The sequence below is a fragment of the Aquicoccus porphyridii genome (assembly GCF_008369105.1).
GTDB classification, from domain to species: domain Bacteria; phylum Pseudomonadota; class Alphaproteobacteria; order Rhodobacterales; family Rhodobacteraceae; genus Aquicoccus; species Aquicoccus porphyridii.
Genome location: NZ_VINQ01000023.1, coordinates 37,199 through 49,981, shown reverse-complemented (window position 1 = coordinate 49,981; position 12,783 = coordinate 37,199). Strand labels below are relative to the sequence as shown.

The following is a 12,783-nucleotide window of genomic DNA, read 5'->3' as shown; positions in this document are numbered from 1 at the left end:
CTTCAAGAACCGCGCATAGCGCCAACCCGGACCCCCGCAGGCCCGCCGCCGCTGCGCTATGTGAGGGCTACGCAGCGCCGGGCCTGCTCAGCTCAAAGGGGTCAATTTTGAATGCCGATAGGGGGTCAGCTTTGGATGCCGATTGACATCAAACACCCAGAATGTCGGCGAACGACCGAATTCAGCCCCCTTTGAATAAGTGCTCCCAGCGCAATTAGTTGTGGCTCGGCATGTAGATTTTCTGCCCTCTCGCTTACCTTCGAGAACGAATCTGGACCTGCATCTTGGGGATTACCGTCTCGGGCGCGAGCTTTCGAAATACCTTTCAAGGCGCAAGCTTCAATTCATCCCGTTTGATCCGGCTTGGGTGCTCGATTGCGAAACACTCGACTGCAAGACGGTTGTCGAGCATGTGGAGCGGTCCTTCGCTGATGCACAGGGAGAGTTTCCAGAAGCGGAGCTTCCGCCCTATGAGAAGATGATCAGCGAGAACCGCAAAGTCGTTCGCGCCTTCGCGAACAAAGCGAAGCCTTTGCTGGGGCGTGGTGCAGTAAGACCAATGTCGATCTTCCGGATGTGTGCGAGATCGGAGAGGCTCGGGAGGTTGTCCGTATGCGCGAGAATGTCGGCTTGCTTGATTTCGAGCTGGTGGATTTGCACCGCGTACCCGCTCTGTGCCAGCGCGCTGGCCCTCGTACGCAGAAGGCGGCCCCCTGAAAACCCACGAAGGCGGCGGCTACCAAGTCCGGATGGGACGGCCAAGGCATATGCCGTTCATGCGTCCTGGCTCCTCGGAACGGGCGACACCTGAGTGACGATTGATCAGGCCCACCACCGCAAGAAAGAGGGACGGCGAGCCTCTTTCACCCACCGAACCGCTTGGACCAGCCGAACTTAAATACGCTGTAAATTCAATATGGCTCAACCGGTCCAAACCGTTCAGTAGCAAACAATGCCATGTGAGGGGCGCAGGAGGGGCCGGCTTTTCCAGGATAAGCCTCTTTATTTGTTGGTTTTTACGATATTTCATGCATCGGATTGCTTGGCGGTGAATGCGCATATTGGCGGCCTTCCGCTACATCAATCGATGCGAAACTGGACGGATACGTCGACAGAACCCACAAACGCCCTGAATTGGTCGTTGCGCATTAGAATAAACGCGCATCATAGCGTTCCGTCGCGGCGGAAAAGATCATCAGTGCATCAGCTTTGGCTGGCGCTCCGGTCAACCCGGCGAGTGAGGATAACAGCGGTGACCAAGGCTAGCAACGTCAAAGCCAAGCCGACCGGATAGTCCAGCAGCTTTGCCGGGTCTCCATTGAGTAGTGCCAACGTCTGGCTGAGCGAAACTTCAAGCCGGGGGCCGAGAAAGAAGGCAATGATGAAAACGACAACCGAGATGCCGAGGGATGTCATGACGTAAGCAAGAACGGCGAACACAAGCATCACACCGATGCCGAAGAGTCCGCCCGAAGCAAGGTAAACCCCGGCAAAGCACATGAGAAGTGCTGACGCGAATATGAAACTTTCAGGCGCCGAAACCACCCGCACCCAGAATCGCAGTCCAAACAGGCCGATTATGAGATTGCCAAGGTTGGCCAGAAGCATGGCGCCAAAGAGACCGTAGATCAGACGGCCTTGGGTGTCGAACAGGAAGGGGCCGGGCTGTATGCCGTGGATCATGAAGGCGCTGATGATCAACGCCGCGCTGACCGAGCCGGGAATGCCCAGCGTGAGAAGGGGGATCATATTGGCCCCCATGACCGCGCTGTTGGCCGACTCGGTGGCGGCGATGCCTTGAATATTGCCTTTTCCGAAGCTCTGCGGGTCTTTGGCGGCTTGCTTTGCTGTGGCGTACGACATGAAGGCGGCCGCCGTGGAGCCGATGCCGGGGAGAGCCCCGAGTAACGTGCCGATCGTGGCGCCGCGTGCGAGCGTGAAACGGCAAGCCCAGTATTCGTGCCAACTGACCATGCTGTCTTCGCGCGGTTGGCCTTTGGGAAGTCGAACAGCCGGGCGCACCTCGCGCCGGCTTTCGCTCAGGCGGCGCAAAAGCTCGGATATCGCCAGCATGCCGATGGCGATGGCCGGCAGCGGGATTCCATCATAAAGCTCGAACTGGCCGAAGTAGAGCCGAGGTGTGCCGTGCTCGGGGTCGGTTCCGACCATGGCAGCAAGCAACCCCAGCGCTATTGCAATGACGCCTTTGACGAGCGAGCGGCCCATAAGCCCTGCAATTACTGCAAAGGCCAGCAACATCAGGCCGAAGACTTCGACAGGCCCCATGCGCAACGCAAGGATGGCAAGCGGGGCCGAGACGGTAATGAGGACGATATCGGAAACCGTGTCGCCGGTGACGGAGGAGTAGAGCGCCATTTTTGTGGCTTTGAGCGGCTTGCCTTGCTTGGCGAGCGGGTGCCCGTCAAGTGCTGTTGCAGCTGCATCGGGTGTACCGGGCGTGTTAAGCAGAATCGCCGGAATGGCTCCGCCGACGAGTCCGCCTTTGTTGACGCCGACGAGAAAGCCGATACCTGCGAGCGGGTCCATCCCGAAGGTGAAGGGAATAGCGATTGCCATCGCCATGACCGGGCCGATTCCGGGAACCGCGCCGACGAATTGTCCGACGAGCACCCCCGCAAAGACGAAAAACAAATTGGCCGGTGTGAACGCATCGCCGAGACCGGCGAAGATGATGGTGAGTTCAGGCATTGTGCGGCCTCATGGCAGGGGGCGCTCCAGCAAGACCGTGATCACAAACCAGATGACAGCGGGCATGACCAGGCTGCCAAGGAGTAGCCAAGGCCAGCGCCGCTCGTAGGCAAGCCACATGAGGCCAAATGCCAATGGCGGCGCAGTGTAGACAAAGCCGAGCACATCCAAAAGCCAAAGCGCGAGCGCCAACACCCCAGCAAAGAGAGCCGCGCGCAGCCAGTTGAATGTAGACGGCTGGGCATCACCCACGGGATTGAACATGAGCGCGATGCCGCAGAGGCCAAGCACGAGCGCAAGGAGAAACGGGAGCGTGCGCGGCTTGAGCCAGCCATATTCGGCAGTTTCAACCTGCCAGGGGATGATCCAAAGATAAAGAATCACCCCCAGCAGGGCAAAAAACGCGCCGGTCAGCCTGTCGGTCAGCATGAAGCGCGCGCTTTCAGGTCAATTCGCAAAGAGCGCGCCGACATTTGTGACGCCGTCGCGCATCATGTTCTCTGTGCCATCCGGCCCCATGTTGTGGATTGGCGACTTGAGCGTGTTTAGCACCACATCTTTCACCGTATCGGATTCGAGAGCGGCAGCGAGAGCTTCGGTGAGCGCCTCGCGCGCATCATCGGGCGTTCCGGCCGTGGTCGCAAAGAAGAAGACCGGATCGACATAGATGTCGTAGCCCTGCTCTTGCAGCGTGGGCGTGTCGGGCGCGTAATTGTGTCGGCTGTTGTTCATTGAGGCGATCATCTTGATCTCGCCTGCTTCGAGAAATGGGATATGTTCGCCGGCTTCAAACGCCGCAATCGCTTGCCCGCCAAGCACGAGTTTTGCATTTTCCGCGCCGCCCTTTGTAGACAGAAACTGGAACTCAGCCCCTGACTGCGCCATGACAAAGCGCATCGCGAGCTCTTGAGGCTTGGCGTCGAAGGCGACGGGCGCGTCGTTTGCCTTGGCGTAGTCGACAAGCCCTGCGACGTCGTCGAACGGGGCATCGGAGCGGGCGATGAGGGCCAGTTGCGCGCGAGTTGCAGTGCCGAGGTAGTCAAAACTGTCGAGGTTGAATTTCAGCTTTTCAGGGCGATTCACGAGATTGACGAGGATCGGCATGCTGACGCCAAGCCCGATGACCGAGCCGTCAGCAGGGCGGTTGGCGATGCCTGTGAACATGGCGATGCCGCCACCGCCGGGCTTGTTTTCGGCAATCACGTTCCAGCCGGTTTGCTCTTTCATGACCTTCGCCACAACTCTGCCGATGGTATCGGTTGAACCACCAGCGCCGAAGCCGATTTGCAGGGAAATGTTGCCTTTTGGTGCCCACTCCGCCTGCGCGGCGCTGGCCAGCATCACTAGCGAGGCAGCAGCAAGTGCCTTGAATTTCAGTGTGATTTTCACGTCTTCCTCCCTTTCAACCGACATTCCCCAAGTGGCCTGCCGCTTGACGCAAGTTTGCAAGATTCTGCCAGTTGATCAAGTTTCCCGTGCCGCGCTGATCAGAATATCGCGATGTAAGAGGATCTTCACCCGAACCGACCTCAAGAGAAATGGCGTCGCCGCTCGCGCCAGGTGGTGTGATCTCTGCGCGAGAGAAAGGGCAGGCAGTCTGCCCTTTGGAAAAGCGTTCTCTCGATCCGGCTGCGGTCGAATTTTCTCGCTGTTTTCGAGGGTTATGCGGGGAGGGCTGTTCGTCTGCACCGGATCAGTCCGAGATGGTGATCGGAGAACACGGTCAGCAGGAATGCCGCGACGCCGACCAGCGGCGAGATGGTGAGCGCGAGCGGGTTCGACCCTCCTAGCCCGAGCAGGAACGGCAGGCCGATGAGCATCAGCGCGACCAGGTGGTCGAACCGGGCGTGAATGGTCTTGGTGATGAAGCGCATGGCGCAAAGTCCTTTCGGTTGCAGGTCAGGGCCGGTGGTTCACCTGTAGCTCACCCGATCCATCTATCAACCGCGGGACGTTGAAGTTCAGTTTGCCCGTAGTGTCTTGCAGAACGTCCGAATGATCTGTCATGCCACGTCGCGCCTTGCAAAGCCCGACTGCCGGAATGCGGCGGGCGAGACGCCGATTTCCTTCTTGAAGACCCGGCTGAACGCCGATTCCGAGGCGTAGCCAGAAATCTCCGCCGCTTCGGCGACCGACAGGCCCCGCTGGACCAGCGCTTCGCGTGCGATCTGCATCCGCCACGACGTGACATAGGCCATCGGCGTGACCCCGATGCGCGCCGTAAAGCGGTCGGCGAATCCGGTGCGCGACAGCCCGGCCTCCCGGGCGAGTTCGGCCACCGTCCAAGACGCCGTCGGCGCACGGTGAAAGGCCGCCAGCGCCCGGCCGAGATGCGGGTCGGCGAAGCCCGCCACACCGCAATCGACCGCTCGCGATTGCTCGACATGGGCGCGGATCGCCTGGGCGAAGATCGCCTCGGACATCTTCAGCGCGATGAGATCACCCCCGAGCCGCGCCCCGCCGGCCTCGGCGCCAATGACCTTCAGCGTTGCCTCGAGCCAGGGCCCGGCTTCATCGCCGTAGCCGCGGAGATGAATGAAGGGGGGAAGCCGGTCAAACAGCAGGTGCCTCGATCCCTCGGCTAGGGCGAAGTGCCCACAGATCAGTTGTGTGTCACGCGGGCTTTCGTCGCCGCCCCAGACCAGCATGCCGTGGCCCGGGAAGCCCGAGCGCGACAGAATATCGTCGAGCGGTAGCGCCTCTTTCGGGCTGGTGTGACGGCAGGAAAGCACATGCGCTGTCCCATGCGGGATGATGACGAGATCGCCCTGCGCCAGATGCACCGGCGCGGACTGGCCCGCGACGCGCACCAGCGCCTCGCCGCGATGCGCGAAATGAAACCGCGCCACGTCGCGGAACGCAGGGACGCGCACGCCCCACGGCTCGGTAAAGCTTGTCCGGAAGTAGAGCGTGCCCCGCAGCGAGAGGCGGGTGAGGATGTCACTGAGCAGGTCCAACATGCTCCGCAGTTTACCAGCAAAATCATCGTCGTCCAGATATCCGGACGATTGAGCATGAAACCTGAACCATCCGGCATTCATACGTCGGCCCCGCTCTGACATCCCTATCGCATCGAAACCCGATCAGGAGATCAACCGATGAAGACCCTTGCTCTTGCTGTCGTCCTCGCCGCCACTGCCGCCGACTCTGGCGCCCGGGCCGAGGAGCCGATGAACGATCTCGAAATCGCGCACGCCGCCTATACTGCCGGCGGGCTCGACATTCGCTATGCGCACCTGGCGCTGGCAGTGTCCGAGAATGACGCGGTGCGCGACTTCGCCCAGACAATGATCCGCGACCATTCGGCGGTGAATGAAGCAGCCGGCGCGCTTGTCACGGAATTGAACGTGACACCGCAGGACAACGCGCTTTCCCAGGCGCTGGTTGAGGGGGCGGCGGCCAAGCGCGCCAAACTCATGACGCTGGATGGCGCCGCTTTCGACTGCGCCTACGCCAACAACGAACTGGGCTACCACCAACTCGTCAACAAGACCGTCGCGGAAAGCTTCATTCCAGCGGTGACAGTCGCGCCGCTGAAGGCGCTGCTCGAGGATGCGCTGGTCACATTCCGCGCGCACGAGAAGCATGCGGCGCAAATGGTCGCGGGGCTGCGGTGCGCCGACTGACGCACAAGACGCGCCGGTGGTTCGGTCAGGGTCTGGGCTGTGCCTTGGGTATGGCCGGGGCGCCCCGCACCGTCAGGGCGCATGACAGGGCGCACGAGGTCGAGGTGCGCATTGCGCACTTCGCCTTCGATCCCACCTGGATCGAGATTCTCGTCGGCGACAGCGTGATATGGATCAACAACGATCTCGCCCCGCACACGGCAACAGCCAAAGATGCGGCATGGGACACCGGCTCGATTGACCGGGGAGACACCCGCCGGATCACGTTCGAGGCGCCCGGCGAGCATCCGTATTTCTGTGCGTTTCACCCGCACATGAAAGGCAGTATTCTTGTTCGTTCCCGCAGTGAAGGCTGACCGCCCCGAACATGCATCAGCCCATAACCCCCGTGAGCCATTCGATCACGTTTAGTTCTTTGGTCTGCTTCGGCATTCTATACCACCATCCTCGCCACCAAAAAATTTGCCACTCAGCGCAAATCCCCGTAGCGGTTCGCGAGATGACGTGGAGATAAGGTCATGAGAAATAGGTTGGAAACCATCACTTTTGCGATGATCCGAAACTATGTGCACATCGTGTGTGGCTGACTTCCCCTCCACCTGCATGTACCGTCGGCAAAAGGCATGAGATTTTTGCAGGATCGTGCGCCACATGTCGATTGCCATGATCAATCAGACTTTGCGGCGCAGGTTGTCACGAAACTCACGCAGTGAGAACGCACCAAGAAGTTGGCCCAGCCCGAAATAGCTGGTGATCCCCGCGCCAATAAGGATCAGGAGTGCGAGGTAACGCCAGCCGGGTGCGGATATCATCGGGCCCAAGAGCAGGTTCACGCCCCATAGAACCGCCCCCATTAACACCGCGGCAAGGGTGATACGCCAAATCCGACGGCGGAACCTGTCATCGAAACGTGCGACGTCGCCCATGGCGCGCGCGCCGCGCGCCAGAAGCCAGACCATCACCCAACCGGCAAGCGTGGTGGCCAGTGCGGCGGCGATCCAGCCGATGTAGATATGCAGCCCGATCGCAACCACCGCGTTGATCATCATCGCCCATAGGGCGTACCGGAACGGTGTACGCGTGTCCTCACGTGCAAAATAAAGCGGTTGAAGCACCTTTTGCAGAACGAAAGCGGGCAGACCCAGACCATAGACAGCAACAGCGAGTGCGATGGCGGCACTGTCATCGGAGGTTTGTGCGCCGCGCTCGAACAGCACCGACACGAGGGGCATCGGGATCACAATAAGCGCCACGGAGGAAGGGATGGTGAGGGCCAGTGAGATCTCGCCGGCGCGGGAAAGGGCATGGCGTGCGCCGTCACTGTCCTTGTCGCGCAAACGCCGTGACAGGTCGGGCAACAAAACAATACCCACAGCAATTCCGACGACGCCGAGCGGCAGCTGATAGAGACGGTCGGCGGCGAAGAGCCAGCTCACGGCGGCGTCATAGCGCGAGGCCACTTGTTGGCCGACGAGTAGGTTGATCTGCATCACGCCCGAGCTGAGCGCCGCGGGGATGGCCACGACCACGAGATGCTTCATGTCGGGGGTCCAGCGGGGTCGTCCGGGGCGAATGCGCACCCCGGCGCGGGATGCTGCCGACCAGACCAGTGCAAGCTGGGCCAGACCGGCAAAGGGAATGGTCCAGACCAGCCAGACGATCACGGTTTGTCCGAGCCAGACTGCGATCGCCATGGCACAGATCACGAAGATGTTGAGAAGGACCGGCGCGGCGGCTGCTACGGCAAAGCGCCCGGTGGCGTTCAGAACACCCGAGAACAGAGCCGAGAGCGACATGAACAGGATATAGGGAAAGACGATCCGTCCGAAGCCCACGGTCAGGTCAAAGCGTTCATCCCCCGCAAAGCCTTCGGCTGTGGCCCAGACCAGGGCCGGCATGAAGATCATCGCCAGCGCGGTCAGGATCAGCACAATGAAGGCCAGACCGCTGAGGGCTTCGCGGGCAAAGGCCTGTGGGTCTTCGCCTGCCTCGTAGCGTTTGGCGAACATCGGAACGAAGGCAGCATTAAAGGCGCCTTCAGCGAAAAACCGGCGGAACATGTTGGGCAGTCGGAAGGCCGCCACGAAGGCATCCATCACCGGCCCGGGTCCGATCAGAGCCAACAGCATGATCTCGCGCAGAAAGCCGAGGATTCGCGAGGCGAGCGTCCAAAACCCCACGGTGAGAAAGCCGGAGACGAGGCGGATGGGTTTCATGATCTGCTCGGGCCCTTGTTTGGGGCGTTTTAACCTGCCCTGCGCCTGTTGGGAATGTGGCTTGGCAAGGACGGGCTAAAAAATCCGTTCAACGCGGTTCAGCGGTGTTTTTTGCCGTGGCAGGGAGCGATGGCGTCACAGGTACTGTTTCCGGTGACGACAAACAGGTTAAGTTCCAGTTTGGAATTCGATTGCCTCAGGGCCTGCGGGCACGTTCCACGCCGGTCTCGATGGCTTCACGAAGTCTTTTCTCAAGTGCTCTTTGCTTGGCCTTGGAGTGTAGTTTCAGACCGAACATGTCTTTGACATAAAAGCTGTCCACGACTTGTTCGCCATAGGTCGCGATCACCGCCGAAGCGATATAGATATTGGCGTTGGCCATGGTCCGGGTCAGGTCGAAAAGAAGGCCGGAGCGGTCGCGGGTGTCGACCTCGATGATGGTATAGATCTCTGACCCGTCATTATCGAAGGTGATTGATGTCGGCACGCGAAACGCTTTTTCGCGCGTCTTGAACTTGTCGCGATCCGCGATCGCATCGGCGGCGATGATCTCGCCCTTTAGGGTCTTGTGGATCATGCCCTCGATTCGTTTGAGCTTGCCGGCTTCGAAGGGGTGGCCCGCGGAATCCTGAATCCAGAAGGCGGCCGTGGCATATCCGTCTTTGGTGGTGAACGTCCGGGCATCGACGATATTGGCGCCGACAAGTGCCAGCGCGCCGCACATCCGGCTGAAAATCCCCGGGTGGTCGGCCATGGCGAAACAGGCGCGGGTGGCGTCGCGGTCATCGTCAGGATGCAGATCGATGCGGATCTCGTCATCCTCGATACCCTTCAGAAGCCGGGCAAAGACGACATGGGCAGTGACATGCAACCCCTGCCAATAGGGATCGTAGTGGCGCGCGGTTTCGATCTTGAGATCGGCCGCATCCCAATCCGGCAGTGCCGCGCGCAGGTTCTTTTTCGCTTCGGTGCCGCGTACTTCGCGCGAAAGCGCCTCGATCCCTTCTTCGAGGGCAAGCCGGGTCTGCCGGTAGAGCGCGCGCAGGAGCACTGCTTTCCAGTTGTTCCAGGTCTTGGGGCCGACGCCGCGGATATCGCAGACGGTCAGCAGCAACAGTAGGTCGAGCCGAGCCACGCTGCCTACAGCCTTGGCAAAATCGCGCACGGTGCGCGGATCGGCAATGTCGCGTTTCTGCGCCATGTCGGACATCAGAAGATGGTAGCGGACAAGCCACTCGACAGTGTCGACCTCTTTCGGCTTGAGCCCCAGCCGGGGTGCCACACGCCGCGCGATCTGGGCCCCGAGGATCGAGTGGTCGACGTCGCGCCCCTTGCCGATATCATGGCACAGCATCGCCACCATCAGGACCTTGCGGTTGAGCCGTTTGCGTTTGAGAATATCCGCGGACACGGGCAGCTCGTCGTCGAGCTCTCCCTGTTCGATGGCGTTGAAATTCGAGATCACCTGGATCGTGTGCTCATCTACCGTATAGGCGTGATACATGTTGAATTGCATCATCGCCACGATCGGTTCGAATTCGGGAATGAAGGCGGCAAGCACGCCCAGTTCGTTCATCCGCCGCAGGGCACGTTCGGGGTTGCCGTGCTTGAGCAGAAGATCAAGGAAAATGCGGTTGGCTTCCCTGTTTTCGCGCATCTCATCGTCGATCATGTCGAGATTGGCCGTGACGAGCCGCATCGCGTCCGGGTGGATGAGCATCCCGGTGCGCAGGCCTTCTTCGAACAGTCGCAAGAGGTTCAGCGGGTCGGAGAGGAATGCCTTTTCGTCCTCGATCGCCAGCCGTCCATGGATTTGCAGATACCCGGGCTTGAGCTTGCGGCGGCGCTTGAACAGCCGCTCGAGCAGGGGTTCGGCCTTGGCGTGGGCGGCTTCGAGCTTGGTCAGGAAGATGCGTGTCAGGTCGCCCACGCGGGTGGCCTGACGATAATAATCCTGCATGAAATGTTCGACGGCACGCCGACCGCCCTTGTCGGCATATCCCATCCGGTCGGCGACCTGTACCTGTAGATCGAAGGTGAGCTGATCATTCGGGCGCCCGGTGATCAGGTGTATGTGGCAGCGTACCGCCCAGAGGAAGGTCTCTGCCTTGTCGAAGGTACGGAATTCGTCTTCTGAAAAGACCTTGAGACGCACAAGATCACGCGCGTTGCGCACATCGTGGATGTATTTCGCGATCCAGAACAGCGATTGCAGGTCACGCAGGCCGCCTTTGCCCTCTTTCACATTGGGTTCGACCACATAGCGTTCCCCCTGTTTGGCATGCCGGGTTTCGCGCTCGGCCAGTTTCGCCTCGATGAAGTCGCGCTCGGTGCCTTTGAACAGATCTTTACGCAGGCTCTGGTTCAGCCGTGTCGCCAGCGGGGTATCGCCGGTGATATGTCGATGCTCGAGCAGCGCGGTGCGGATGGTGTAATCGTCGCGCCCGAGGCGCAGGCAGTCCTTTATCGTGCGGCTGGCATGGCCGACCTTGAGCCGCAAATCCCACAGGATATAGAGCATGGATTCGATGACGTTCTCGGCCCATGGCGTGATCTTGCGGGGCGTCAGAAACAGCAGGTCGATATCCGATTGTGGGGCCATTTCACCACGGCCGTACCCGCCCACGGCCAAAAGCGACAGGTGTTCACTCGCGGTCGGATCGGGCGGGGGATGGATGTGGGTGGTAACGAGATCGAAGACGCTGATGATCAGGCTATCCGTGAGCCAGCTATAGGCGCGGATGGCGGGGCGGGCAGCGAACGGGTCAGCGTGCAGGCCCGCTTCGATGGCGGCAAATCCGTTCTTGCGCGCATCGGACAGCACGCCAACAGCGGCGCTTCGCAACTCGGTTTCGTCGCGGGCCGTTGCTGCGGCCGCGTTGAGCGTGTGCGAAATCGCTGCCCGGTCGAAAATCGCGGCGGCCAGGCAGATCAGGTCGTCAGGTATGTCGGCAGGCGCCGTTGCGGCGGTACCGAACGGAGCGGACGGGTCAGAGCCCGGCGCCGCCGAAGGCTCTTGGGGCAGGGTCAATCACAACCACCTGTTTGTCACGGATCTGGGCCACGGCGAGGCCCCGTTCATTGGTGCCGTCGGCAAGGAGGCGGAAGATGCCCGTGGCCCCTTGGAACCCCGCACCCTGGGTCAGGGCGCTGGTTGAAAGCGCATTGGAGCGACCGGATCTCACCAACGCACCGATTGCGGCGATGCCGTCATAGGCCAATCCCGCGATTGGATGTGGCGCACTGTCGTTGGCGGCGGAATAGCGCGCGGCGAAGCTCTGGGTCCGGCTTGGGTCGGGCTGTGCGAACCAACCGCCTTGAACACCGGGCATTTCAAGCGTTTGCGGTGGAATGTCCCAGCGGGTCAGGCCGATAAACTGGGCCTCGTCAGGCCCAAGCCCGGCCTCCGGCAGCATCTGGGCGAAGAGTGGCAGTGCACCGGCTGTATCGGCCGTGAGAAAGATCGTGTCGGCCTGACCCGAGCGGGCAGTGGCCTTAATACGGGGAATGGCGGAAATGACCCCTTGTTGGCTGAACGTATATCCGACCGAGCCGACCAGCGTGGCGCCGTTGGCAGCGACCGCGTTCTGGATGGCGCGACTGCCGAGCTGGCCCGACAGGTTCTCGGAATGGACCACGAGAACTCGGGATTTGCCTTGGCGCCGGGCGAATCCCATCAGCCGGTTGGCGGTGTTCTCGAATGTGGGGCCGAGCACGAAGACATTTCCGCCCGCAATGGTGGTGTTGTTGGAGAAGGCCAGGACGTTCACACCCTTGTTGGCAACAGCGTTTCCGACCGCATTTGCGGATTCGGCATAGACCGGGCCGAGGATGATCTTTGCCCCGTCGGCCACGGCCTGCTGGGCCGCGCTTTGTGCCTGAGCTGCATTTCCGGCCGTTGCGTAAACCCTGAGATCGACCTCAACCCCGTCGAGATCGGCCGCGGCGAGTCGCGCGGCATTTTCGAGGCTTTGGGCAAGCACGTTATCGCCGGGCTGTTCCGACCCGCGCGGCACGAGCAGCGCGACAGGCACCGGGGCCGAAGGATTGATCGACGGGCCGCGCATTCCGGCGCCAGACCGGTTGACTGGATCACAAGCCGCAAGCCAGATCATCGACAGAAGGGCGATGAGAGGCGCGGCGCTCTTGCGGATCGGGGTCAAAACAGCAAACATGGGCAAATGAACACTCCCTTTTGGCCACCCCCCACGGGCGGCAGCATTTGCAGGGAA

At 60.9% G+C, this 12,783-nt stretch carries 10 protein-coding genes; 2 read left to right on the top strand and 8 right to left on the bottom strand.

From position 1 onward, the window contains the following. Nucleotides 1–1,203: 1,203 nt before the first annotated feature. From FLO80_RS19740 to FLO80_RS19720, 5 genes are all read right to left on the bottom strand, one after another. Nucleotides 1,204–2,709, bottom strand: a complete 1,506-nt coding sequence (locus FLO80_RS19740; RefSeq protein WP_111366467.1) for a tripartite tricarboxylate transporter permease — start codon at nucleotides 2,707–2,709, stop codon at nucleotides 1,204–1,206. Nucleotides 2,710–2,718: 9 nt separating this feature from the next. Beyond that, nucleotides 2,719–3,138 carry a tripartite tricarboxylate transporter TctB family protein gene (locus FLO80_RS19735; RefSeq protein ID WP_111366469.1) on the bottom strand — a complete coding sequence of 140 codons (420 nt, stop codon included), beginning with the start codon at nucleotides 3,136–3,138 and terminating at the stop codon, nucleotides 2,719–2,721. Nucleotides 3,139–3,156: 18 nt separating this feature from the next. Next, nucleotides 3,157–4,098 carry a tripartite tricarboxylate transporter substrate binding protein gene (locus tag FLO80_RS19730; protein ID WP_188078362.1) on the bottom strand — a complete coding sequence of 314 codons (942 nt, stop codon included), beginning with the start codon at nucleotides 4,096–4,098 and terminating at the stop codon, nucleotides 3,157–3,159. 272 nt (nucleotides 4,099–4,370) lie between these two features. Further along, a complete protein-coding gene (locus tag FLO80_RS19725; RefSeq protein ID WP_188078361.1) occupies nucleotides 4,371–4,583 on the bottom strand; it encodes a hypothetical protein in 213 nt (70 codons plus the stop codon). Nucleotides 4,584–4,712: 129 nt separating this feature from the next. Then, nucleotides 4,713–5,669, bottom strand: a complete 957-nt coding sequence (locus tag FLO80_RS19720) for an AraC family transcriptional regulator (protein WP_111366861.1) — start codon at nucleotides 5,667–5,669, stop codon at nucleotides 4,713–4,715. Between the two features lie 138 nt (nucleotides 5,670–5,807). Here FLO80_RS19720 and FLO80_RS19715 point away from each other — a divergent pair, with 138 nt between their 5' ends. Together FLO80_RS19715 and FLO80_RS19710 are read left to right on the top strand one after the other, a co-directional pair. Further along, on the top strand, nucleotides 5,808–6,335 hold the full coding sequence (locus tag FLO80_RS19715) for a DUF4142 domain-containing protein (protein ID WP_111366473.1): 528 nt from the start codon (nucleotides 5,808–5,810) through the stop codon (nucleotides 6,333–6,335). 50 nt (nucleotides 6,336–6,385) lie between these two features. Next, nucleotides 6,386–6,691 (top strand): cupredoxin domain-containing protein, encoded by a 306-nt coding sequence (locus FLO80_RS19710; protein WP_146611041.1) that lies wholly within the window; start codon nucleotides 6,386–6,388, stop codon nucleotides 6,689–6,691. Nucleotides 6,692–7,006: 315 nt separating this feature from the next. On the opposite strand, the gene murJ is transcribed toward FLO80_RS19710, so the two are convergent. The 3 genes from murJ to FLO80_RS19695 all read right to left on the bottom strand — a co-directional run bounded on the left by murJ (nucleotide 7,007) and on the right by FLO80_RS19695 (nucleotide 12,726). Further along, a complete protein-coding gene (murJ, locus tag FLO80_RS19705) occupies nucleotides 7,007–8,551 on the bottom strand; it encodes a murein biosynthesis integral membrane protein MurJ (protein ID WP_111366477.1) in 1,545 nt (514 codons plus the stop codon). A gap of 196 nt (nucleotides 8,552–8,747) precedes the next feature. Then, a complete protein-coding gene (locus tag FLO80_RS19700; RefSeq protein ID WP_111366479.1) occupies nucleotides 8,748–11,582 on the bottom strand; it encodes a [protein-PII] uridylyltransferase in 2,835 nt (944 codons plus the stop codon). Then, nucleotides 11,542–12,726, bottom strand: coding sequence for a penicillin-binding protein activator (locus FLO80_RS19695; protein WP_111366481.1), 1,185 nt, complete (start codon nucleotides 12,724–12,726; stop codon nucleotides 11,542–11,544). The genes FLO80_RS19700 and FLO80_RS19695 overlap by 41 nt, the downstream gene beginning before the upstream one ends. Nucleotides 12,727–12,783 lie beyond the last annotated feature (57 nt).

Excerpts from the sequence above, each read along its gene's own strand:
- FLO80_RS19715 (WP_111366473.1), top strand. The coding sequence starts at position 5,808 with ATGAAGACCCTTGCTCTTGCTGTCGTCCTCGCCGCCACTGCCGCCGAC.
- FLO80_RS19720 (WP_111366861.1), bottom strand. The coding sequence starts at position 5,669 with ATGTTGGACCTGCTCAGTGACATCCTCACCCGCCTCTCGCTGCGGGGC.
- FLO80_RS19695 (WP_111366481.1), bottom strand. The coding sequence starts at position 12,726 with ATGTTTGCTGTTTTGACCCCGATCCGCAAGAGCGCCGCGCCTCTCATC.
- FLO80_RS19735 (WP_111366469.1), bottom strand. The coding sequence starts at position 3,138 with ATGCTGACCGACAGGCTGACCGGCGCGTTTTTTGCCCTGCTGGGGGTG.
- FLO80_RS19725 (WP_188078361.1), bottom strand. The coding sequence starts at position 4,583 with ATGCGCTTCATCACCAAGACCATTCACGCCCGGTTCGACCACCTGGTC.
- FLO80_RS19740 (WP_111366467.1), bottom strand. The coding sequence starts at position 2,709 with ATGCCTGAACTCACCATCATCTTCGCCGGTCTCGGCGATGCGTTCACA.
- FLO80_RS19710 (WP_146611041.1), top strand. The coding sequence starts at position 6,386 with ATGGCCGGGGCGCCCCGCACCGTCAGGGCGCATGACAGGGCGCACGAG.
- murJ (WP_111366477.1), bottom strand. The coding sequence starts at position 8,551 with ATGAAACCCATCCGCCTCGTCTCCGGCTTTCTCACCGTGGGGTTTTGG.